This window comes from Enterococcus sp. DIV1208 (genome assembly GCF_050530455.1).
GTDB classification, from domain to species: Bacteria; Bacillota; Bacilli; order Lactobacillales; family Enterococcaceae; genus Enterococcus_B; species Enterococcus_B hirae.
Genome location: NZ_CP172887.1, coordinates 998940 through 1023015 on the forward strand (window position 1 = coordinate 998940; position 24076 = coordinate 1023015).

At 36.2% G+C, this 24076-nt stretch carries 19 protein-coding genes; 14 read left to right on the plus strand and 5 right to left on the minus strand.

All coding sequences use genetic code 11. The features are described 5' to 3' along the window. Nucleotides 1-286 precede the first annotated feature (286 nt). The 3 genes from IGK91_RS04645 (at nucleotide 287) to IGK91_RS04655 (ending at nucleotide 4314) form a co-directional block, all read left to right on the plus strand. Nucleotides 287-1810: a YfcC family protein gene (locus tag IGK91_RS04645; protein ID WP_010719576.1), complete on the plus strand. Its 1524-nt coding sequence runs from the start codon at nucleotides 287-289 to the stop codon at nucleotides 1808-1810. Nucleotides 1811-1961: 151 nt separating this feature from the next. Next, complete coding sequence (locus IGK91_RS04650; protein ID WP_034867515.1) at nucleotides 1962-3302, plus strand: M20 family metallopeptidase; 1341 nt, start codon at nucleotides 1962-1964, stop codon at nucleotides 3300-3302. A gap of 286 nt (nucleotides 3303-3588) precedes the next feature. Then, nucleotides 3589-4314 (plus strand): alpha/beta hydrolase, encoded by a 726-nt coding sequence (locus IGK91_RS04655; RefSeq protein WP_025480478.1) that lies wholly within the window; start codon nucleotides 3589-3591, stop codon nucleotides 4312-4314. A gap of 374 nt (nucleotides 4315-4688) precedes the next feature. Here IGK91_RS04655 and IGK91_RS04660 read toward each other — a convergent pair whose 3' ends face one another. After that, nucleotides 4689-4907 (minus strand): ferredoxin, encoded by a 219-nt coding sequence (locus IGK91_RS04660; RefSeq protein ID WP_010719573.1) that lies wholly within the window; start codon nucleotides 4905-4907, stop codon nucleotides 4689-4691. Between the two features lie 30 nt (nucleotides 4908-4937). Here IGK91_RS04660 and IGK91_RS04665 point away from each other — a divergent pair, with 30 nt between their 5' ends. The 5 genes from IGK91_RS04665 (at nucleotide 4938) to rpsA (ending at nucleotide 10133) form a co-directional block, all read left to right on the plus strand. Beyond that, nucleotides 4938-5966 carry a helix-turn-helix domain-containing protein gene (locus IGK91_RS04665; RefSeq protein ID WP_010737350.1) on the plus strand — a complete coding sequence of 343 codons (1029 nt, stop codon included), beginning with the start codon at nucleotides 4938-4940 and terminating at the stop codon, nucleotides 5964-5966. Then, a complete protein-coding gene (locus IGK91_RS04670) occupies nucleotides 5950-7341 on the plus strand; it encodes a RecQ family ATP-dependent DNA helicase (protein ID WP_113803538.1) in 1392 nt (463 codons plus the stop codon). The genes IGK91_RS04665 and IGK91_RS04670 overlap by 17 nt, the downstream gene beginning before the upstream one ends. 84 nt (nucleotides 7342-7425) lie before the next feature. Then, the gene (locus IGK91_RS04675; protein ID WP_081122879.1) at nucleotides 7426-8052 is read left to right on the plus strand and encodes an SAG1386/EF1546 family surface-associated protein; all 627 of its coding nucleotides are present in this window, start codon (nucleotides 7426-7428) and stop codon (nucleotides 8050-8052) included. 46 nt (nucleotides 8053-8098) lie between these two features. Then, complete coding sequence (gene cmk / locus IGK91_RS04680; RefSeq protein WP_010719569.1) at nucleotides 8099-8776, plus strand: (d)CMP kinase; 678 nt, start codon at nucleotides 8099-8101, stop codon at nucleotides 8774-8776. A gap of 124 nt (nucleotides 8777-8900) precedes the next feature. Beyond that, nucleotides 8901-10133, plus strand: a complete 1233-nt coding sequence (gene rpsA / locus IGK91_RS04685) for a 30S ribosomal protein S1 (RefSeq protein WP_081122878.1) — start codon at nucleotides 8901-8903, stop codon at nucleotides 10131-10133. 311 nt (nucleotides 10134-10444) lie between these two features. On the opposite strand, the gene IGK91_RS04690 is transcribed toward rpsA, so the two are convergent. Then, the gene (locus IGK91_RS04690) at nucleotides 10445-11317 is read right to left on the minus strand and encodes an ROK family protein (protein WP_010737353.1); all 873 of its coding nucleotides are present in this window, start codon (nucleotides 11315-11317) and stop codon (nucleotides 10445-10447) included. Between the two features lie 224 nt (nucleotides 11318-11541). Then, a complete protein-coding gene (locus tag IGK91_RS04695) occupies nucleotides 11542-13485 on the minus strand; it encodes a sucrose-specific PTS transporter subunit IIBC (protein ID WP_010737354.1) in 1944 nt (647 codons plus the stop codon). A 184-nt stretch (nucleotides 13486-13669) separates the two neighbouring features. Here IGK91_RS04695 and IGK91_RS04700 point away from each other — a divergent pair, with 184 nt between their 5' ends. From IGK91_RS04700 to IGK91_RS04715, 4 genes are all read left to right on the plus strand, one after another. After that, nucleotides 13670-15109 (plus strand): sucrose-6-phosphate hydrolase, encoded by a 1440-nt coding sequence (locus tag IGK91_RS04700; RefSeq protein WP_010737355.1) that lies wholly within the window; start codon nucleotides 13670-13672, stop codon nucleotides 15107-15109. Between the two features lies 1 nt (nucleotide 15110). After that, nucleotides 15111-16073 carry a LacI family DNA-binding transcriptional regulator gene (locus IGK91_RS04705; RefSeq protein WP_010737356.1) on the plus strand — a complete coding sequence of 321 codons (963 nt, stop codon included), beginning with the start codon at nucleotides 15111-15113 and terminating at the stop codon, nucleotides 16071-16073. Between the two features lie 815 nt (nucleotides 16074-16888). Further along, the gene (gene der, locus IGK91_RS04710) at nucleotides 16889-18199 is read left to right on the plus strand and encodes a ribosome biogenesis GTPase Der (RefSeq protein WP_010719563.1); all 1311 of its coding nucleotides are present in this window, start codon (nucleotides 16889-16891) and stop codon (nucleotides 18197-18199) included. Nucleotides 18200-18443: 244 nt separating this feature from the next. Beyond that, nucleotides 18444-18719 (plus strand): HU family DNA-binding protein, encoded by a 276-nt coding sequence (locus IGK91_RS04715; protein WP_002290178.1) that lies wholly within the window; start codon nucleotides 18444-18446, stop codon nucleotides 18717-18719. 230 nt (nucleotides 18720-18949) lie between these two features. On the opposite strand, the gene IGK91_RS04720 is transcribed toward IGK91_RS04715, so the two are convergent. Both IGK91_RS04720 and IGK91_RS04725 read right to left on the minus strand, forming a co-directional pair. Continuing rightward, a complete protein-coding gene (locus IGK91_RS04720; RefSeq protein ID WP_071859331.1) occupies nucleotides 18950-19408 on the minus strand; it encodes a tyrosine-type recombinase/integrase in 459 nt (152 codons plus the stop codon). A 349-nt stretch (nucleotides 19409-19757) separates the two neighbouring features. Next, nucleotides 19758-21500, minus strand: coding sequence for a hypothetical protein (locus IGK91_RS04725; RefSeq protein ID WP_081129391.1), 1743 nt, complete (start codon nucleotides 21498-21500; stop codon nucleotides 19758-19760). Between the two features lie 266 nt (nucleotides 21501-21766). Between IGK91_RS04725 and IGK91_RS04730 the strand changes: the two genes are divergently transcribed. Both IGK91_RS04730 and IGK91_RS04735 read left to right on the plus strand, forming a co-directional pair. Next, a complete protein-coding gene (locus tag IGK91_RS04730; RefSeq protein ID WP_010737358.1) occupies nucleotides 21767-22813 on the plus strand; it encodes a hypothetical protein in 1047 nt (348 codons plus the stop codon). After that, complete coding sequence (locus IGK91_RS04735; RefSeq protein ID WP_081130429.1) at nucleotides 22814-24073, plus strand: tetratricopeptide repeat protein; 1260 nt, start codon at nucleotides 22814-22816, stop codon at nucleotides 24071-24073. Nucleotides 24074-24076 lie beyond the last annotated feature (3 nt).

Genomic DNA, 24076 nt, shown 5'->3' on the forward strand with positions numbered 1-24076 from the left:
GAGTATTTCTTTTGTTTATGCATAAAAATGTATTTTATGATTCAAAATGTGAAATTAATCACTTTTTGAATGATAAATAGTTTTGTTATAATGGAAGAGGAAAACGCTACAATTGTATTGAAAAAGCTTTACCTTAAATTTTATAGAGAAAGGAGTGAAAGCAGGATTTTTGAATAAAATTTGCCAAATCAATAGGTTATTGTTTTGGTTATCGTATTCTTTTTGATAAAATAACTGATGGAATCACTCTTATAAGATTCTAATGTTACAAGAAAGGGAGAAGAACATGGAACAAACAAAGAAGAAACAATTTCAAATGCCTTCAGCGTATACGGTCTTATTTATTATTATTGCGATTATCGCTGTACTAACTTGGTTCATACCAGCTGGACATTATAGTGTCAATGATGCAGGCAACATCATTGCTGGATCATATGAACGAGTAGAGCAAAATCCTCAGGGGCTATGGGATATCTTTATGGCACCGATTAATGGGATGCTAGGTGTACCTGCTGGGGAATTAACGAAAGAAACACCGGCTGCTATTCCAATTTCATTCTTTATTTTAGTTGTGGGTGGTTTCTTAGGTATTATCAATAAAACTGGTGCTTTGGATGCAGGGATTGCTTCCGTTGTAAAACGCTTTAAAGGAAAAGAAAAAATGTTGATCCCTGTGTTGATGATCTTATTTGCATTAGGTGGTTCAACTTATGGTATGGCGGAAGAAACTATTCCGTTCTATGCTTTATTGATTCCTGTTATGATGGCTGTTGGGTTTGATACAGTTGTTGCAGTAGCTATCGTTTTAGTAGGGTCACAAGTTGGTTGTTTAGCTTCAACCGTTAATCCATTTGCTACTGGGGTCGCTTCTCAAGCAGTTGGTATCTCAATGGGTGAAGGAATCGGGTTACGTTTCTTGATGTTCGTGGTACTATTGGCTATCTCAATTGCTTATGTCTACCGTTACGCATCTAAAGTGGAAAAAGACCCAACGAAATCACTTGTATATAAACAACGTGAAGAAGACATCAAACATTTTGATATCGATTCAATTGGTCGTCAAGAATCAATTACTAAAAGACAAAAACATGTAAATATCCTATTTTTCATTACCTTTGGTATTATGATCATTAGTTTGATTCCTTGGACAACATTGAATAAAAACTTTACGATTTTTGAATCATTAACTAACTGGTTAACAGGGTTACCTGTAGTCGGAACTGTTTTAGGTAAAAACATGCTTCCTTTAGGAGAATGGTATTTCCCAGAAATTACCATGTTGTTCTTAGTGATGGCTATTGTAGTGGCAATCACTTACGGAATGAAAGAATCAGTCTTTATTTCTGAATTCTTAGCAGGAGCTTCAGATTTGATCGGTGTTGCGATCGTGGTAGCTGTTGCACGTGGTATCCAAGTTGTGATGAATAATGGTTTAATTACTGATACGATCTTACATTGGGGTGAACAAGGATTAAGTTCATTGTCATCTAGTGTCTTCTTGATCTTAACGTTTATCTTCTATATCCCTATGTCATTCTTGATCCCATCAACTTCTGGACTAGCAGCAGCTACTATGGGAATCATGGGACCAATGGGTGAATTTGCAGGCGTTGGTAAAGATTTAGTTATCACTGCTTATCAATCAGCATCTGGTTTGGTCAACTTGATCACACCAACATCAGCAATCGTTATGGGGGCTGTTGCGATCGCTCGTTTTGATATTTCCGTTTGGTGGAAATTCACAGGAAAATTGATTGCTATCCTATTTGTAGCCATTTGTGTTATCTTAGGTGTAGCGGCAATGTTATAACAAAGTAGACAAAACCGTTGACTTAGAGTGTACATGGTTTTTTACTTGATGTGAATGGACAAGATCCAAGCTCAACTATTTATTGTTTGAAAAAAGAGGTTGTGTCTGTTGTTTTGACATAACCTTTTTATTATATTAGGAGGCTAGTAACATGAAACAATTTGTAACAAAACAACATCATGAACAAGCATTGGAATCTTTAAATGAATTGATTCGAATCCCTTCAGTTCTGGACGAATCAGATACTGGTGAAGGGCATCCTTTTGGGACAAAAGTGATCGAAGCATTGGATAAAGTGTTAGAAATCAGTGAAAATCTAGGATTTAAGACATTTAAAGATCCAGAAGGATATTATGGTTATGCGGAAGTCGGATCTGGCGATGAGCTATTTGGTATCTTGTGTCATATGGATGTCGTTCCAGCTGGCGATGAAAACAATTGGGATTCTAAACCATTTGAACCAACTGTCAAAGATGGTTGGTTGATTGGACGAGGATCACAAGATGACAAGGGACCTTCTATCGCTGCAATGTATGCTGTCAAAGCGTTGATGGATGCAGGCGTTGAATTTAATACACGTATCCGATTTATTTTTGGAACCGATGAAGAAAACTTGTGGCGTTGTTTAGATAAATACAACGAAAAAGAAGAAGGTATTACGCAAGGATTCGCACCAGATGCAGAGTTTCCATTGATTTATGCTGAAAAAGGATTACTACAAGCTTACCTAACTGGACCGGGAACATCTGAATTTTCAGTTAAAGCTGGTGGCGCACTGAATGTCGTTCCAGATGCAGCTCCTTATGCTGGTGAAAAATTAGCTGAAGTCAAAGAAGCATTGAAAAAACATGGATTTGACTTTGAAGATCAAGGAGAATCAATTGTCGTTCTTGGAAAAAGTATCCATGCCAAAGATGCAGCAGAAGGTGTCAATGCAATCTCTCGTTTAGCGATTGCTCTTTCTGAAGTATTTGATTTTGCTCCAATCAACTTCTTAGGTCAATTAGTTCAAGAAAATGCTACTGGTGAAAACGTGGTAGGAAAAACGGTGGATGAACAATCTGGCGAATTGACAATGAACTTTGCTAGTCTGGAAATCACTCCTGAACAAACTAAAATCGGGGTCGACATGCGTATCCCAGTAACTTTCAAAAAAGATGAACTCGTAGAAAAACTAACAGAAACTGCTAAAAAGTATGACTTGACTTATGAAGAATTTGACTTCTTAGATTCCCTTTATGTTCCATTAGACAGTGAATTGATCAAAAATCTTTTAGGAACTTACCGTGATATTACTGGTGATATGACTGAACCATTTGTATCTGGCGGTGCAACTTTTGCGCGGACGATGAACCAATGTGTAGCATTTGGTGCAATGTTCCCAGATACCCCTGATTTTATGCATCAGGCAAATGAACGTTGGGAACTAAGCAGCATGTACAAAGCAATGGAAATCTATGCAGAAGCTGTTTACCGTTTGTGTGGAAAATAATCATTTGGAATGCTCAACTAAATACACTTTAGTTCAATAGAGAACGAAACTGCTCTCTTACTGTTAAAGGCTGATGAAGGTCAATGTACATTCATCAGCCTTTTTTTTTGTTATAGTGGGTCTTGTTGAGGGGAAGAGTCAGGTCTAAGAAAGATCGCATTTAGTGCCACTGGCTAAACAAATTTATTCTTTTTCAAGAAAAAAGAGTTGCAATGTATTCGTATTTTATTTAGTGTGAATTTATAATCGATCAATAGGTACGATAAAAGGAGAATAGGTGAGAGATGTGAAGATATTTAAGCGAGTATTAATTGGTATAATTATTTTTTTGGGGCTAGCAGGAGGCGCTGGGTACTACTATTTACAACAAAATACCTATGAACCATCTAGTCAAGCAAGTCAAATAGCCCAAAATGGAAAGGATAAAAAAGATTATTTATTTTTTGAGACGAAAGAAAAAAGTCAAAAACCACTGGTTATTTTTTATCCAGGTGCTTTGGTTGAACCAGCTAGTTATAGTGTCTGGGCTGAACAATTAGCAAAAAGTGGGTACTCCGTAGCAATCGCTAAGATGCCTCTTGACTTAGCCATACTTAGTGGGAATAAGGCAGATAAGATCAAAGAAGACTTTTCAAATCGAAATTATGTGATTGGTGGACACTCATTGGGGGGCGTCATGGCGAGTCGCTATGCTAATCAGCATTCTTCTGACAAACACTTAAAAGGAATCTTTTTCTTAGCAAGCTATCCTGATGAAAAAGGTACATTGGCGAAAACGACGTTACCTGTATTAAGCCTGACTGCGTCTAATGATAAAGTCTTGAATCAAAAAGCCTATGAATCAGCTAAAGAATATTTACCTGAGCAAACAGAATATGTTTCGATTAATGGAGGAAATCATGGCGGATTTGGCAGCTATGGGGAACAAAAGGGAGACGGTAAAGCTAAGATTACAAACGAAGACCAACAAACAGCGATTACCAATACGTTAATCAATTGGTTAGGAGAATAGAGTTCCAGATCTAAATCTTACAGCTCACTTTAAAAATGAGTAAAAAGTGTGCATCAGCTCTTTGAAAAAAGCTTGAATTTTTTTAAACATGAGAAACTGTTAAAAAAAATTCAAGCTTATTGTTATCGTAGCTTCCCGCTTCTTTCATGACTTTATCTAAGGCAGTTCAGAAGTCCATTTATCAGAAACTTTGCCGAAGAGCTACATAAGTCACAATCTTTATATAAATAGACTAGAGATAAATCAACTCAAACTTTCACTTGAACATAGAAAGAAATTTGTTCAGACACCATTTCCAGGTCAACTGCCTACTTTTCAAATCATCATTGTTAGAAACACTTACATTGATCTATATTCATTTGGTTAACTAGTTTTCATGATTTCTCTAATAAAATAGCTCTTACTGGACATTTTTGATAAGCTTTTCTGACGGCTTCCTCGTCAGTTTGAGAAACAAATTGCTGATGAGCTTCTGGTTCTTGGGCAAATAAAACGATTCCTTCTTCATCATAATCAAAGATATCTGGGGCTTCGATTTGACAAAGACCACAAGCGATACAGCGCTCAGGTACTAATTTACATAGTAATGACATTTTGACCATCCTATTCTTAAGGGGAGTAATATGACTTCATTTATTTTAGCTTTATTTTCAACAAGAAACAAGTTAAGGATCAGCTCCTTATACCAAGTTATCACAGGAAAACGAACGAGTTCGGTATTGATTTATAGTTTTTTAAACCATTTATTATTTATACATGGTAGTTTTCCTAAAATGAATCAAGAAGAATTTACACGTATCATTGACCAATTAGTTGACCAAAAGTTCCTTATTCAGCTAGAAGATGGCGTGATGATCACTCATTTAGGTGAAAAAGCTTTAGCAGAAGAAATAATTGATCTAGAAGGGCTCCATTATGATCGTTATGGAAGAACCGCTGAGAATTGTTGGCGGTTGATCAAGTTTGCTGTTCAAGTTGTCTCTCATCTGGTAAATAATAAAAAGGAATACTTACCGATTGAAACTAGTCCCTATTATACTATCCAAGTAAAAAAATGGTTAGCTGACACACAACTAGATCGACAAACCTTAGCAAAAAAATTAAGCCAAGAACTGAGTGAAATCTTTTCAACGATGACATCTGAATCGGCTAACTTTCTGGCCAATCAATTTTCAGGTATCCAGTCACCTGGTCTATTAACTTATCAATTAACAGAAATAACCAATGAAGTGCAACGTGAATTGTATGAAGCAAAGCAAGTACACCTGCTGCTAAAAACAATCGAAGAAAAAAAAGATTCGTTGCTTTTTCAATTGGTTTCACCACTACTTATGCAAAACTTCAATCAAAGTATGTTAACGACGAGAAAACTGATTTTATCTGGATGCTCAATTGATGAAGTAATGAAGATACGTCATTTAAAAAGAGGAACAGTAACCGATCATTTGATCGAATGGCAACTTTATTTAACTGATTTTCCTTATCAAAAAATGATCACCAAGCAGACATTTAAGCGACTAAGTCAACTATCGAACATCAAAGAATGGAATTATCGAGAATTAAATGAAGTCGCACCACTAGACTATGGAGAGTTTCGTTTTTATCAAATTGGTGTATTGAAAGGGGAACTGAAGAATGTCGCTGAAGGATGAACTACAAAAACGTTTTGGATTTACTTCGTTTCGTTCAGGACAAGAAGAAATCATCCAGTCTTTATTGAATGACCAAGATGTCCTCGCAGTGTTACCGACAGGAAATGGAAAAAGCCTATGCTACCAACTGACCGGTTATCTGCGTGAAGGAATAGTTATCATTGTTTCACCTTTGCTTTCATTGATGGAGGATCAGGTGATGCAACTACAGAAACAAGGAGAAAAGCGAGTTGTTGCTTTCAATAGTTTACTATCTAGAACGGAACGATATTATGTGTTAAATCATTTGTCCGATTATAAATTTTTATTTTTAAGTCCAGAAATGTTGACGCAAAAAGATGTGATGGAACAATTACAAAAACAAAAAATTGGGTTATATGTGATCGATGAGGTGCATTGCGTTTCTCAGTGGGGGGTAGATTTCCGTCCGGAATACCAACAACTAGGAGAAATTGCTCAGAAATTAGGCTCTCCAGTAACGCTTGCCTTGACAGCAACCGCTACTACAGCCGTGCAACATGATATTGAAACTGTCTTGTTTCAAGAAGTGCCAGTTCGAATTATCCATTCGGTTAATCGACAAAATATTGCTTTATATGTCAAAAAGACTTCCCAAAAAGAAGCTGATCTAGAGGACCTGATGAAACAAGCAAAAGGCTCGATGATTATTTATTGTGCGACAAAGAAAGAGGTAGAGCGTTTGTATCAGCTATTTCGCTCACGTTTTACTATCGGCTATTATCATGGTGGATTAGAGGCATCACAAAGGCGACAGTTGCAACAACAATTTAGTCAAAATAAACTTCAATTTTTGATTGCGACGAATGCTTTTGGTATGGGCATCGATAAGCCAGATATCCGTTATGTTGTCCATTACGATTTACCAGATAGTTTAGAAAATTATGTTCAAGAAATCGGGCGTGCGGGAAGAGACCAACAGGCGAGTGAAGCGATTCTTTTATACAAAGAAAATGACGAACGCATTCATTATTTTTTTAATCAACTTTCTAGAGAACAACGACAAAGTTTTGAAATTTATCTGCAATATCATAGCAATGAACAAGAACAATTCGATGAGATTCAACAAAAATGGTTAGAAATAATTGCACAAACGAGCAATCCGCAAGAGTGGTTAAATCGGCTAAAACGTCAAGAAAAAGAAAAGGAATATCGACTACAACAAATGCTTCATTATGTCAATACAAAGACTTGTCGAAGAGCGCTGATTCTTGAATACTTTGGGGAGAAACTGATAAAAAAACCAGAAAAATGTTGTGATATTGATGGAGCGGTCCTTACGAGTCAGGAAAATAGAGAAGTCAGCCCATCTGTAGAGCTAAAACAGTGGCAAGATATTTTACTAAATTTATTTTAAAAAAACATTGGATAGAAAATTTATAAGACAATCGCGTTCTGGCTATGGTATAATATTCACGATAGAAATTAGGAGGTTAATAAGGTGAGCAGAAAAGATAGACATCATTCATCAGAAAATAATGAAACACAAGAGCCATGGGAACAACCGATTTATGACACTGAAGACGAATTTTCTTCAAGAAGTTCTCAACGACAACAAAAGAAAGGCAACACGCTGTTTTTGTCTCTCTTCTTAGTATTATTAGTATTGTGTATTGCAATTCCAGCGGGAGCTTACTTCTGGATTAGAAATGGGTCTTCCAATGCTTCAAGTGCATCATCAACTACAACAACGTCTTCTGTAGTGGAAAGTACGACCTCATCAGAAGTATCATCAACAAAAGAATCAAGTACGGAGCCTGAAAGCACTACTCAGACAGAATCAGTAGTAGCAAGTACACCACAAAGTACTACTGTACCAGAGGAAACAACGCCTTCGACAACGTCTACTTACCAACAAGAAACACAACCAACTAGCACGGTAGAAGAAGCGACAACACCATCCTCTTCGGCTGCTGCAGATGGATCAACAGTGACTGTTCAACCAGGTGACGGACCTAAACAAGTAGCTGAACGTGCCGGGATCACTATTGATCAATTATTTGCATTAAATGGTTTAGATCCAAATAATTATATGATTTATCCTGGACAACAATTAAAAGTTAAATAATCTTAGCCGCGATCTGCGGCTTTTTTTTTGAAAAGGGAGTTATAGCATGACACAAATCAGTATTGCAATAGATGGACCTGCTTCGTCAGGTAAAAGTACTGTTGCAAAAATTTTGGCAAAAGAATACAACTATATTTATACCGATACAGGCGCCATGTATCGTGCCATTACGTATCTAGCGATAAAACACCAAGTACCTTTTGGAGATGAAGAGCAACTCGTAAAGCTGATCCAAGCCTATCCAATCTCTTTTATCCAAGAGACAGACGGTCAACACGTTTTGGTGGCAGACCAAGATGTAACTACAGAAATTCGTCAGCCAGATGTGACCAAGGCAGTTTCTGAAGTTTCTGCTCATCAAAAAGTACGTGAAGCACTGGTTTCGATCCAACGTAAAATTGGTGAACATGGTGGGGTTGTAATGGACGGCCGAGATATTGGTACTTCTGTTTTACCTCAGGCAGAAGTGAAAATATTTTTAGTAGCAAGTGTAACAGAACGGGCACAAAGACGCTATAAAGAAAATATTGAAAAAGGGATACCAACAGAGTTGGAAACTCTTACGAAGGAAATCCAAGAGAGAGATCATTATGATTCTACAAGAAAAGTATCCCCTTTAAGACAAGCGGATGATGCCATTCGAATCGACACTACTGGAAAATCGATTACGGAAGTTGTCCAATCCATCAAAAAAGTGGTCACAGAAAAAGGCTATCTTTTGTAAAAAGGGAAAAACTCAGGATTTTTAGGGTAAACCAAACGAAATCGCTTTATTTTTTTTTAATAATCAATTAAACTAAAATTAGTACCGTTGTTACGGCAGAATGTTGGTTAGGAGGACAAATGTTATGACAGAATTTGAACAAAATCAAACAGAAAACAGTCAATCAATGGAAGATGCAATGAATAGCGTCCAAGAAGTAAACGTTGGAGACGTTGTATCCGGCGAAGTTTTAGTAATCGAAGATAAACAAGTTGTGGTAGGAATCGAAGGTGCCGGAGTTGAAGGCGTCGTTCCTGCTAAAGAATTGTCTACTTCACCTGTTGAAGATATCAACGAGGTAGTAAAAGTAGGAGATACTCTAGATCTTGTAGTTATCAGTACTATCGGAAAAGATAAAGAAAACGGTAGCTATTTGCTTTCAAAACGCCGTTTGGATGCCAAAAAAGTTTGGGAAGATATCGAAAAAGATTTCCAAGCAGGTAATATCATCGAAGCACCTGTGACGAATGTCGTAAAAGGCGGCTTAGTCGTTGATGTAGGTGTTCGTGGTTTTGTACCAGCTTCAATGGTGGAAGATCATTTTGTTGCTGATTTTTCAGAATACAAAGGTCAAACATTGGCGTTCAAGATCGTTGAGATCGAACCTTCAGAAAACCGTTTAATTCTTTCACACAAAGCAGTTGTGGAAACGGAAAAAGAAGAAAAGAAAAAAGAAATTCTAGCCAATATTCACGAGGGAGACGTTATCGACGGACGAGTAGCTCGTATTACTGATTTTGGTGCTTTCGTTGATTTAGGTGGAATTGATGGATTGGTCCATGTTTCTGAGATCTCACATAGCCATGTGGCGAAGCCTAGTGATGCTTTAGCAGTTGGGGATGAAGTAAAAGTAAAAGTTCTTTCGATTAATCCTGAACAAGAACGTGTTTCTCTTTCAATTAAAGACACGTTGCCTGGGCCTTGGACTGATATTGAAGAAAAAGCCACTGTTGGTTCAGTTTTAGATGGAAAAGTGAAACGTTTGACAAGCTTTGGTGCATTTGTAGAAGTATTCCCAGGGGTAGAAGGTCTGGTTCATATTTCTCAAATCTCCCACAAGCACATCGCTACACCTCATGAAGTACTTCATGAAGGGGATGAAGTGCAAGTAAAAGTTTTAGAAGTACATCCTGAAGAACATCGTATTGCCCTTAGCATCAAGGCTTTAGAAGAAAAACCAGCATCGGAAGAAGAACCAAAAGATGTTGAAACTTATGAATTACCAGAAGAAAATACTGGTTTCACAATGGGTGATCTTTTAGGTGATGCTTTGAAAGAAGAAGTCGAAGAAACGACTACTGATGATTCAGAAAAATAAAATTTTTGAGTGTTCATTTTAAAAAAACTGAAATGAGACAAAAAGATCAATCAATGTTTACAACATTGATTGATCTTTTTCTGTTATTATCATTAGAACTAGTTAAACTCACAAATCGAGTGAAAGATAAAACCAACTGCTGTGAGAAGGGCTAAGGAATACCTAATAAAGTACATCGTTTAGACCATACCAAATGGCTGTGCAAGTGCCATATTGTATTCACAATTGGAGATATTGGATAGATGATTTGCTTAAACTATTTATCAGAGCTGGAGATTTCTGTCAAACTACTATCAAAACTCTATCATTGTTTAATTAGAAGCTATTTTTTGGGCTAGCCCTAAACAACCGATAATTCCAGCTTGATCTCCTAATTTTGGAAAAACAATATATTCTTCTATTTTCGGATGAGCAACATAATTCTGATTAAGTTTTGAAAATTCACGATGAATTTTCTCTTGTAAGTGTACTTGTTTCATTACACCGCCACCTAGAATGATAATATCCGGTGAAAACATCATTGTAGTATTATGAATGCATTGGGCAATGTAAAAAGCTTCCATGTCCCAAAAAGGATGATCTTCCTTTAAATCTTGACCTTTAATTCCTATTCTCTTTTCGATAGCAGGTCCTGCTGCCATACCTTCTAAACAATTTTGATGATAAGGGCAGTTACCCTTAAAGTGATCGTCAGGGTGATTACGTACAATCATATGTCCCATTTCCGGATGACTGAATCCCTCGATAAATCTTCCATTTTGCAGTGCACCACCACCTATACCTGTGCCAACTGTATAATAAACAACTAATGAATGGCCTTGACCATGTCCAGCTATATATTCTCCATAAGCTGCAGCATTGACATCAGTTGTCCAATAAAAAGGAATTTTCTCAAAATTTCTTTTTAGATAACCAATAAAATCGAAATTTCTCCACGGTATTTTAGGTGTTGAGGTTATATATCCATATGTTTTCGATTCAGGATGGATATCAATAGGTCCGAAAGAACCAACAGCAATGCTGGACAATTCTGTTTCATATTTTTTGAAAAAAGAAACAACTTGTGGCATTGTTTCTCCTGGATTCAAAGTTTCAAAACTCACTCTCTCAATAACCTCTAATTGTGCATTACCAACTGCACAGACAAATTTTGTTCCTCCTGCTTCAATTGCACCGTATAGCATAAAACATTTCTCCTTATAGTTAAAGATGATTTCATGGGCAGTTATGCATTTAACCAATTTATTGTTCAGATTTTTAAAGAATTTAACTCGTTTATTTGTTATTTTCTTTTGAAAAATCGCTATTATTCCAGTTAATACATACATCAGATCGCGCATAGCCCTTTAAATTATCCGTTTATTGATGTTTTGGTTAGAAAGAATAATCAGTACTATTGACTATTCCATTAGTCAACTTCAAGTAAATCAGTAGTAGCGGTAACTGTTCCTTTAATAAGTGGTGTCACTTTTGAATAATCTGCGGTATTTGTCACAATAACCATTGTTGTATCATCAAGTCCTGCTTCTTTAATTAGCGTACGATCAAACGTTCCAAGGATATCTCCTTTTTTTACTTTTTGATTAGCAGTAACTTTTTGTATAAATCCTTTACCGCCCATCGATACGGTGTCAATACCAATATGAATCAGTATTTCAGCGCCATCATTCGATTTAAGACCGTAAGCATGTCCAGTCTCAAATGTAACTTGAATAGTACCGTCTACTGGAGAATAAACAGTGTCCCCAGTTGGTTTAATCGCAATACCTTTTCCCATAGTCTCTGAAGAAAATACTGGATCATTTACTGAATCAAGTCCAATCACTTCACCTGCAAGGGGACTAACGATTGTTTCTGAAGAATGATTTGTTTTAGTAGGTTCGCCAGAAGTAACTGTGGATTGTTGGGTGTTTTCTGAATGATTCGTCACTGTTTGATCCGTAAGAGCTTCTGCTGCAAAGATGCCTGAAGCTTTTGTTTTTCCATAAAAGTAAGTAATTGCAAAAGCAATCGCAAAGCTAATTAATTCACATAGTAAATAAAATGGGATAGAGGTTGCATTAATTGAAAGAAATCCAAGAAAACCTGCTGAACCAAGTGATACAGCAACTACTTTCAGTAGACCTGCTACTGCAGCGGCAACTCCGGAACCAATTAAAGCACAGAAAAACGGGAAACGATATTTTAAATTGACACCAAACAGAGCTGGTTCAGTAATTCCAAGAAGAGCTGATACTCCTGCAGAGGAAGCAAGACTTTTTGTTTTAGCATTTTTAGTCAAGAACCAGATAGCAAATGTTGCAGCACCTTGGGCAACGTTCGCCATAGAAGCAACTACAAATATAAAGTCTCCATGTCCAATACCATTAGTCCATGCTGAAAGTAACTGCGTTTCAATTGCAGGAAATGATTGATGAAGACCGGTCATAACGATTAACGAGTAAGTTCCACCAAAAATACCCATTCCAATAAATCCGGTTGCATTATATAGCCAAACGATCGCATCTGTAATCCCGTTAGAAAGCAATAACATGACAGGGCCGATGACTGTGAAGGTTAGAAAGCCGGTAATGATTACAGATAATAAGGGGGTAAATGTAAAGTCAACGGATGATGGAAGTTTTTTGTGAAAAAACTTTTCCAGTATTGATAATAGCCAAACAGCTGCTAACACAGGAATGACTTGATAAGCATAGTTAGTTTGTGAGACATGATAACCAAAAATATTCCAATATTCCATAGAACCACCAAGTTGTGGTGTTGTCATAATCATTCCAATTGCAGCACCAAGGAACTGGTTGGCTCCAAAACGTTTAGCAGCGGAAATACCAACTAGAATAGGCAAAAACATAAATGGTGCAGCGGACATCAGTTGGATCATTGAGGAAATACCTTCAATCGCAGGATACATTTCTTCAATTGATTTTGGTCCAAAAAGTCCAGCAGCTGTTAAAAAGTTTTGTAATGCCATTAATAAACCACCTGCAACAAGGGCAGGTATAATTGGAACAAAAATATCTGATAATAATTTAATTAATGCCATAATGGGGTTGAATTTTTTATCTTTACTAGCAATTTGTTTTAAATCATCTGTTGAAATTTCTGAAAGTCCAGTTTTTTTGATAAGTTCGTCATAAACGAAATTAACATCACCTGCACCTATAATCACTTGATATTGTCCATCAATTTTAAATGTGCCTTTCACATCTGGATTTTCGTCTAAAGCTTTTTGATTCACTTTCGTGTCATCTTTTAGTACGAGACGAAGACGTGTAGCGCAGTGTGCAGTTGCAATAAGGTTATCTTTTCCGACCGCTTGTATTACGTCGGAAGCTACTTTACTGTAATTCATTCGAATCACTCCTTTTTTATTTTTACGTGAAAACGGTTCACTTAAATGCAAATTTATTTTAGCATATCTTAAAAATATGTCAAACGTTTGTCATATAATTTATTTTTTTAAATGAAATGATTGATTTTTCAACGGAAAACGTTTACCATACTAGTTGTAAAAAGATAAATTGAAGGAGTAAAATATGAACTTACCTCGAGAAATACGATATCGTGCTTATTCTGATTGGACTAAAGATGAGATGGATAAAATTAAGGATAATGTAAAACGATCACCTTGGCGTGCTAGCTATCATATCGAACCTAAAACAGGATTGTTAAACGATCCTAATGGTTTTTCTTTTTTTAACGGAAAATATACGCTTTTTTATCAAAATTGGCCATTTGGAGCTGCTCATGGTTTGAAAGAATGGGTACACACTGAATCAGATGACTTAGTTCATTTTCATGTAACAGGAGCAGAACTTCTTCCAGACACAAAACGAGATAGCCACGGCGCTTATTCCGGTTCTGCATATGAAATAGAGGGGAATCTATTCTTACTCTATACAGGAAACGTTCGAAATGAAAATTGGGAACGTGATACACTTCAAATCGGAGCATGGATGGATAAAGACTACAACATTACGAAAGGTGAGAATGTTCTTATTCATCCACCTGCTGATGTAACTGATCATTTTCGTGATCCACAAATGTTTAATTATGAAGGACAATTGTATGCGATTGTTGGAGCACAAAATTTAGAAAAATCAGGCTTTATCAAACTTTACAAAGCGACTGACAATAACGTGGAAACATGGGAAGAAGTTGGCAACCTTGATTTTGGCGGCACTGGTTCAGAATACATGATTGAGTGTCCAAATCTGGTATTTGTAGACAAAAAACCTGTTCTCATTTATTGTCCTCAAGGGTTGGATAAATCTGAGCTTAATTATGGAAATATCTACCCAAATACTTTTAAGATCTGTCAATCGCTTGACATAGAAAAAGTAAAACTTGTGGGCACTTCAGAAATTCAAAATCTTGATTATGGATTTGAAGCGTATGCGACTCAAGGATTCAATACTCCTGATGGTCGTGCTCTGATTGTCAGTTGGATTGGACTACCTGATATCGATTATCCAACTGATAAGTATGATTATCAGGGAGCAATGAGTCTTGTAAAAGAACTTTCAATAAAAGATGGTAAACTTTACCAATATCCAGTAGAAGCTATTACATCATTACGTGCTAGTTCTGAACAATTTACAGCAAAAGCAGAAACAAATAATACTTATGAGCTTGAACTAACGTTTCCTCCAAATCAGAAATCGGAGTTACTTCTTTTCTCTGATAGTAAAGGAAATGGACTTAGCTTGATTGTAGATACCAAAGAAGGAAAAATTATTTTAGATCGCAGTAAAGCAGGCATTCAATATGCCACTGACTTTGGTACGATTCGTGAATGCTCAATTGATACTAAAGAAACAATTGCTAACATTTTTGTAGACAATTCAATCATTGAGATTTTTATTAATAAAGGAGAAAAAGTATTTACTAGTCGCGTATTCCCTGAGAAACACCAAAATGGTATTCAACTTAAATCAGGTGAACCGACTGGAAAATACTTTGAATTAAAATATTAATATGGTAGCAAAATTATCTGATGTCGCTGAACTAGCTGGAGTTAGCCCAACTACCGTTTCACGTGTCATTAACAATAAGGGATATCTATCGGAAAAAACAAAACAAAAAGTTCATGAAGCTATGAAAACTCTTGGTTACAAACCTAATAATCTAGCACGTGGACTTCAAGGAAAGTCACCCCAACTTATTGGGCTTATTTTTCCTAATATCAGTAATATCTTTTACTCTGAACTGATTGAGTATCTGGAAATCGAATTATTCAAACATGGCTATAAAACAATTATTTGCAATAGTCAGAACGATCCTGCTAAAGAGCGGGAATATATTGAAATGCTTGAAGCGAATCAAGTTGATGGGATTATCTCATCTAGTCATAATCTTGGAATTGCTGATTATGAGCGTGTGGGAGCACCTATTGTCGCTTTTGATAGAAACTTAGCTCCCAATGTTTCCATTGTTTCTTCAGACAACTTTGAAGGTGGAAAACTGGCTGCTAAAACGTTACAAAAAAATGGTTGTCAAAATAGTATTATGATTACAGGAAATGACAATACGGATTCTCCAACAGGGTTACGTGCGCTTGGTTTTTCTTTTCAAAATCCAAATGGCAAAGTTTTCAAAATTCCTAATAATCTCTCTACGATTCGTCGAGAAATGGAAATCAAGTCGACGATCCTAAGTCACAAACCAGATGGTATTTTTGTTTCTGATGATCTAACAGCCATTCTTACTATGAAAATTGCTCATCAGCTTAAACTTAATATCCCAGAAGATCTAAAAATTATTGGCTATGATGGAACATCTTTTGTTGAGAAATTTTTCCCACAATTGACCACAATCAGACAACCAATTGATGAAATCGCAAGTCTGATTGTTGATGTTCTTCTGAAAAAAATGAAGAATGAAAAGACAAGCAAGGATTACATTTTGCCAATCTCGTTACTTCCCGGAGGGAGCATTTAACGTCAAATTCTTTTCTTGATGTTTATCACATTCGTTCAAAAAAATTTGGAGCTGATCGCTTCTTTCACGACCTTATCCACATGGTTCAAGAAGTTGCTTTAACAAAAAATTGCTGAAGAATACCAAAAATAGGAGGAACTATTTTTGGATTCTTCGGCTTATTTCTCATAGCTAGATATGGAATAAACTTTCCGGTTGTAGATTAATGAAATATGCATGTCCAGTTTTACAGGCTATTTAAAAGAAAAAGGACGTTAATAATTTCTGGTAAACATGAAAATATTAATTTGAGTTTGAAAATCAACATTTTTGGGCATCAGGCTATATTGTAGGCACAGTGGGACTAATGAAGTGACCATAAGAAAATACAGGCTAGAATAAGGAATTAGGATATTGCGCTAGATAAACTGAGAGTTTGAGAATATGAAGATCGTTGAAAGAATGAGAGTGAAGAAAAGAGCTTTCACATATCATGAAACAATAAAAAGAGTAGAAAATGAAAACGAGAGAAACAATTTATGCTATAATCAAATGTCACTGATCGATTTTAAGTTCAGTAGTGTGTGAATATTTAGGCTAACGCTCATCTAGCGGTTCTGAATATGGTTTTTAGGGTTATTGAAACAATGAAGTTCCTTAACCAAAGAAACAAGAATAAAAGGTGGTTTCCTAGGGTTCAATATTCACTTTGATGTTTTATGAAAAAAAGTTGTCCAATGAATAAATACTTGCGTAATTTTAGCGAACAATGCTTGAAAGTTCGCAAAGCTTTCGTTACACTAAGTAAGATTGGAAACTTGTGAGGAGGAAAAAATATGGCAAATCCAACAATTGCAATCGTTGGCCGCCCGAACGTCGGTAAGTCTACGATTTTTAACCGCATCGCTGGCGAGCGTATCTCGATTGTCGAAGATACTCCAGGAGTAACTCGCGATCGTATTTATGCTAAAGGCGAATGGTTAGGTCGAGAATTCAGTGTGATCGATACAGGTGGGATTGATTTAGGTGACGAACCATTCATGGATCAAATCAAGCATCAAGCAGAAATCGCGATTGAAGAAGCAGATGTCATCATCTGTGTTGTCAGCGGACGTGAAGGAGTCACCGATGCAGATGAAGTAGTAGCAAAAATTTTATACCGCAGTAATAAACCTGTGATTTTAGCAGTTAACAAAGTGGATAATCCCGAAATGCGAAACGATATTTACGAATTTTATTCATTAGGATTGGGTGATCCATATCCAGTGTCAGGGAGTCACGGTTTAGGGATCGGCGACGTATTAGATGAAGCAATTAAACACTTTTCAAATGATGGGGAAGAAGAAGAGGATGATACGATCAAATTTAGTTTGATCGGCCGCCCAAATGTTGGGAAATCTTCATTGATTAATGCGATTCTAGGAGAAGAACGAGTGATCGTTTCGGATATAGAAGGAACGACTAGAGATGCTATCGATACTCACTTTGTATCTGATAACGGTCAGAAATTTTTAATGATCGATACTGCTGGAATGCGTAAACGTGGAAAAGTATATGAAAATACCGAAAAATACAGTGTGATGCGTGCGATGCGTGCTATTGACCGTTCCGACATCGTTTTGATGGTTTTGAATGCTGAAGAAGGAATCCGTGAGCAAGACAAACGGGTAGCTGGATACGCTCATGAAGCAGGACGTGGTGTGATCATCGTGGTAAACAAATGGGATCTTGTCAAAAAAGAAACCAATACGATGCGTGATTTTGAGCAAGAAATTCGTGAAGAATTTCGTTATTTAGATTACGCGCCAATCGTCTTCGTATCAGCAGTCACAAAACAACGTTTAGAACGTTTACCTGAAATGATCGAAGAAGTAAGTATGAATCAAAACTTGCGTGTGCCGTCTGCTGTCTTGAATGATATCATCATGGATGCAGTAGCAATCAACCCGACTCCAACAGATAAAGGGAAGCGGTTGAAGATTTTCTATGCTACGCAAGTGGCTGTAAAACCACCAACCTTCGTCGTTTTTGTTAACGAAGAAGAGTTGATGCATTTTTCTTATGAACGTTTCTTAGAAAATCAAATTCGTAAAGCATTTACTTTCGAAGGAACTTCGATCCGAATCATTCCAAGAAGACGAAAATAGGCATTTTACCACATCGGCAGATTTTTTTCAAAAAAAATAGGTGGTTTTGTTTATTACGTTTTTATGACTAAAAAAAGCACGTGAAAAATGGTAAAAACCTTGCTATTAAGCGGTTTATATGATATCGTGATAACAGAATATTGAACTAGATCAATATTTCTTTTAAACTTCTGGACCACTCAGAATGTTTTTAACTAAACTGATGTTTTACATCATATCTCTTGTGGAGGAGGTGAATCTATCCATGGCAAACAAAGCAGAATTAATCGAAAAAGTTGCTTCAGCTACTGACTTAACTAAAAAAGATGCAACTGCAGCAGTCGATGCTGTATTTTCAACTATTCAAGATGCTTTAGCTAACGGCGAAAAAGTTCAATTAATCGGTTTTGGTAACTTTGAAGTTCGCGAACGTGCTGCACGTAAAGGACGTAATCCACAAACTGGTGAAGAAATCGAAATCCCAGCTAGCAAAGTACCTGCATTCAAACCAGGTAAAGCATTAAAAGACGCTGTTAAATAATACGGCTGAATAAACGCCTGTGGCTCTAGAGCTACAGGCGTTTTTCTTAAGTCGAAATATGAAAAAGGGGCAGAAAAGGGGCAATAATAATCAGAGCCCATCTTTTTCTAAGTCCTCTAAAATGTTAACTCGCATTCTCTATGTAACGTGAGTGTAAATTTGATTTGTGATTTTAGAGTCTTCATGTCCAACTCTATCCATGATTGCTTTTAACGGCTATCCTTTTTCTGTCAACCACGAAACGTGCGTATGGCGAAAAATATGAGATGATAAATTTTATGCGCTAAATCAACACGTTCATCAGCTCTTTTCAAAGCTAGATTGAAAGAATTGTTTTGTACAGGAACCCCGTTCTTCGTTACAAATAGATAGTTGAGATTTTCGAACTTGTCGTTTTCCATAGAATCCCAAGTTACTTCTTCAATTGTCCGTTTAACCAAACAAAGAGTTCTATTTGTTATATCAAGATTTCTGTATGATGCGTTTGTTTTAACAGATCCCTTGATCCCTCTTCGATATTCTCCAGAACGATCAATTGATCCGTTTACGAAAGCTTGACTATTTTCAAAATCAAAATCTTTCGCTTGTATTTCTATTGCTTCTCCGATGTGTGTGCCCGTCAAAAACATAAATTCAGCAAATCGACCTAAACGATACGTTGAAGGTTTTCGATACAATTCTTTTATCAATTTCTCAGCAATAAGCGATGATTTTCTAAAATAGGAGAAGCTATTTCAAAAAATCTTTTCTCATTGTCATCGAAGCTCCCGATGCTTGCAAAACCTCTGATTTACGCTCTTTTCACAACTTTGCTTTAAACAATAATAAAAAAATCTGAGGCAGAATACGGTTCATTCTGTCCCAGATTTTTAATACAAAACTTCTCAGTCATTATTGACGAAAAGCTATTTTTTCAAACTATCTTAATGAATAAGATAGTCGTTATTTTTACAACCTCTTATTTATTCAAAGTTGATTGCTTCGTTCATTGTCTCATTTGTCTATCTGGCTGTTTAGAAAAAATCTTTTGCTCATCGGTTATTGCGTGCGTTTGTTTTTACTGAAAAATTTGCATCGTTTGCTCATATAGTAAGCAATGATGATAACCACTGTTAATATTCGGAGATAAATAGCTGATCTGAATAGTTTACCTGGTTTATATCCTACAATAATTTCATTTGTACCAATCTTTGGAGAAATTCTTAGAGCGCCTATTGAAGTCAGTGAATATTGTGCTTCACTTCTAGATTTTCCATTGATTATGAGGGAACTATTGTGGTAAATGATTACTGGTAAAGTTATTTTATTTGTATCTTTAGCAGTGAAAGTTAGATGTATATTCCCTTGTTTGTCAATTGATCTTTTAAGAGGGATAGAATTGTGTAAAACGTCCTCTTTATAAGCTTTGTAAGGATCTTCCAATTGTCCACCACTAGCGGGTAAATAGTCAGCCATCGGTTTTCTGTGTATTTGTAAAGCAGCAGATAGATCAGCATTGCCTCCAAATAGGTGACGAATATTACTTGCATTACTTTCTAAGGTTTCAGCAGCACTGGTGTCTTTAGAAAGTGGGGCATCACTATTCCAGATAGCTGCTGTATCCGAAATTAAAGCATAGCCACCTGTTAAATTTAACAATGAAAAAGTCAGTAATAGTGGCACACTGATTTTTAAAACCGATTGTTTCTCTAAAGTTACAAAGGTTTTTTGAATGGTAAAACCGAACCCTAGTATTAATAAGATACATGCGAGGCAACCCAGTCTTTGTGGAAATTGCATTTTGCGAACAAATGTAAAATAATTGCCGATATCATTCCAAGGAATGTATTTAGAAGAGACAAGTAAAAAGAATGCTCCGACTAAGTTGATTGTTTTTTCCAACACATTGAGTTTATTAAAGTGGACGATAGTAAACACAAGTTGAAAAATAAATATCATAGAAAGGATTAGTCCAAAGTTTGTCCAGCCAATTGAACCAAACGAAAGTGAAGTACTATTCGATAATAGATTAGTTACTGCGTATGGTGGAATCAAGGTATCATTGGACAAATCCAGAAAAGCAGCAAACGTATTGAAAGAAAGACCGATAGCGATCACCACTGCTAGCAGAGCCTGTTTGATTATTACTAGTTTTTTGTTAGAGTAAAGCAAACCCACAAGGAAAAAGGGAATCAAAGCGGCTACGGCTAGTAAGGTTGAAAACATATGGACAGATAGCAATAATGAAATGGTTCCTCCTAGCACCACAGGTTGGATTGGGCTTTCCCGATTTCTTATCATTCTAACAGCTGGAATAAAAATAAGAGGTAAAAAGGCAGCACCCCAACCAGAAAAATTTTGGGCAAGAGTATAGTAAAAAATGGTAGGTGTACCCATGTATAAAATAGCCATCCCAGTAGCAATTTTTTGCTCTAAATGGCAGTACCGTCCAAGGAAATACATCGATGTACCGGCAGTGAAGTAACACAGAAAAGTAGATACAAGTTGGAATCTGAACCAAGTTTTAAAAATTAAAAGTAACAGTCCATGTAAATAGGCAAAGTCGGTTCCATAAAGGGCATTGATGACTCTTCCCGATTGGCTAAAACCGTAGATGGATTGGAAATAATTAAACGTGCCATTTTTTAATTGCATAGCCGTGTCATAGAAACGGTTCATATGAAATACCCAGTCATTTGAAACAATGAGTGCATGTTTATAAATTTGAGGTGAAACCATAAAAAAAGCACATAGGGAGATAATTAATATTGCTGTAACTGATTTTTTATTTATTTTTGACAAAACTTATCCCTCATTTTTGATGAAATTTAGTTGAATAAAATTGCTTAATCCATTTCTCCGTTTTATAAAATGAAAAGCAAAGTCCTATATAATCTTTTACTTCGTATTACAGTATACCATGCCCGATTTATTACACAAGAATTCTTTAAATAGGTGCTCTTAAATGTAGGTGAATTACGAAGTTTTTCTATATTCTCCCAAGAATTTACCCTATTCTTTTCCGATTTTACTTACTAATGGTAAAATAAAGAAAAGGAGGGGTGCTTATGGAAATCGACTATCAAGGACAAGAAGAACAAACAAAAATCTATTATGGGGAAACGTTGGTCAGCCAACTGAAAACAATAACGATTGATCAGCCTGTTTTATTTTTGACGAACCAACGGTATTACGATTTGTTTGTTGAGAAAATCAACCAACAGTTTCCTAACCCAAGTGAGATTGATTGGTATATCTGTGCCAATACTCAATGTAATCACTTAACAGAACTAAGTAATCTTGTGACATTTGCAAAACGATATCCTGAAAACCAATCCTTACTTATCATTGGGTTTGGGAATGAGGGGATCATGGATTTAGCAGGTTTTTTCCAGAAGCATACCTCACTTGCATCAACATTATGGCTAATACCGGTATCGATTCGTTCAATGGCCCGGGCATTAACTCCTCAACGAAATATTTTACAATTGCCAAATCAAGTCGTCTTGCGAACGACCAACCTTCCAGAACGAATTGTTTACGATCAAACAATCAGTGAAAAACAAGGAGAAGGGAAACAAATAGATTTTTTGACTTTGATAACATGTGGTTTAGTTTGTGATTATCATTTTTTACAAAATCTCTATAAAAACTATCCGCAACCAAGGCAGTTATCTCAGCGGGCTTTTACGGGGATGCTGGAAGAAATGATTAGTTTTTACCAAGTAGATGCGGAAAATCTCTCAAATTATGGTAAACTATTTGAACAAGCTTTTTACCTAACAGAAAATGGTCATTTGTTATCAGCTAGTATGAAAAAACTATTAGGAATGCTTTTTCATCTTACTTGGAATGTAGGACTAGCGGATATGTCCTTTCAATTGAAAAATTTTTTTATCTGGTTGAAACATCTGGGTTATCCTATCGATTGGCCAGAACAATTATCAAAAATTGATTATTTAGAAAATGTCTTGCTTCTAGCGGAAAAAAGCAAAAAAATTCTTGTTTTGAAAAAAATTGGTATAATAGAGAAATATCAATCGCCAAAGGAACAAGAATTAATACAAACAATGAAATCTTATGACGAGATTATTAGTGAGATTAGAGGGATTTAAATGAATACAAATAGTGAAAAAATGTTACAAGCATTGTCAGAGGAAGATTTGGCGCAAGCTCAGTTATATCTGACACAAGCTTTGAAAGAAGATCCGGCCGATGTTTTGGCTGAATTAGGGGAAGAACTCTTAGCGATTGGTTTTTTAGAAGAAGCAAAGCAAATTTTTGGACAGTTAGTGAAACAGTACCCCGAAAATGATGAGTTGTTCATTCCATTGGCGGAAATTGCGATTGAAGATAATGAAATCGATCAAGCATTTGAATATCTGGAAAACATTTCAAAAGAAAGTGACTACTATCCTCAAGCTTTATTAGCAATTGCTGATTTATATCAAGTGATCGGTATTCCTGAAGTCAGTGAAGCGAAATTGAAGGAAGCAGCTGCGTTGTTGCCTGATGAACCATTGATCCAATTTGCATTAGCTGAACTTTACTTTTCAGTCGATCGTTTTGCTGAAGCTGCAACGATCTATCAACTATTATTATCAAGTAATATTGATGAGATTTCTGGCATCTCTATGCAGGAACGTTTAGGACAATCTCTAAGCATGCAAGGAGAGTTTGAAGCAGCAATCGAACCATTGGAACAAGCATTGCAGGAAGAACGGACAGATGATCGCTTATTCCAGTTAGCTTTCACCAATCTGCAGCTAAAAGAAAATGAAAAAACGATCAATTATTTACAAGAATTGAGAGAAGTAAATCCCCAATATCAATCTCTTTATCTTTATTTAGGTCAAGCATTGCAAGAAGAAGAATTGATTGAAGAAGCGCAGAAAGTTCTTGAAGATGGGATCAAAGAAAATCCTTATCAAGTAGAACTCTATCACTTAGCTTCTGAAAATGCGTATCGCCTACATGACAAAGAAAAAGCAGAAAAACTATTATTAAATGCGTTGGAATTAGGCGAAAAACAAGACGAAACATTATTAACATTAAGTAATTTGTATTTAGATGAAGAACGTTACGAAGATGTAATCAAGAGTATCGAGCAAATGGAAGAAACTGCAAATCCATATGCGGAATGGAATTTAGCCCATGCCTATAATGAATTAGAGGACTTCACGCTAGCAGCTGTTCATTATGAACAAGCGTATCACGAATTGGAGCATGAACCTGATTTTCTAAAAGAATACGCCTTATTCTTACGAGAAGAAGGACAATTGACAAAAACAAAAGATCTACTTACTCATTATTTAGAATTGGAACCTGGAGATTTGGAGGCATTGTCAGTATTAGACGACCTAGCAGAGAGGTGAGTA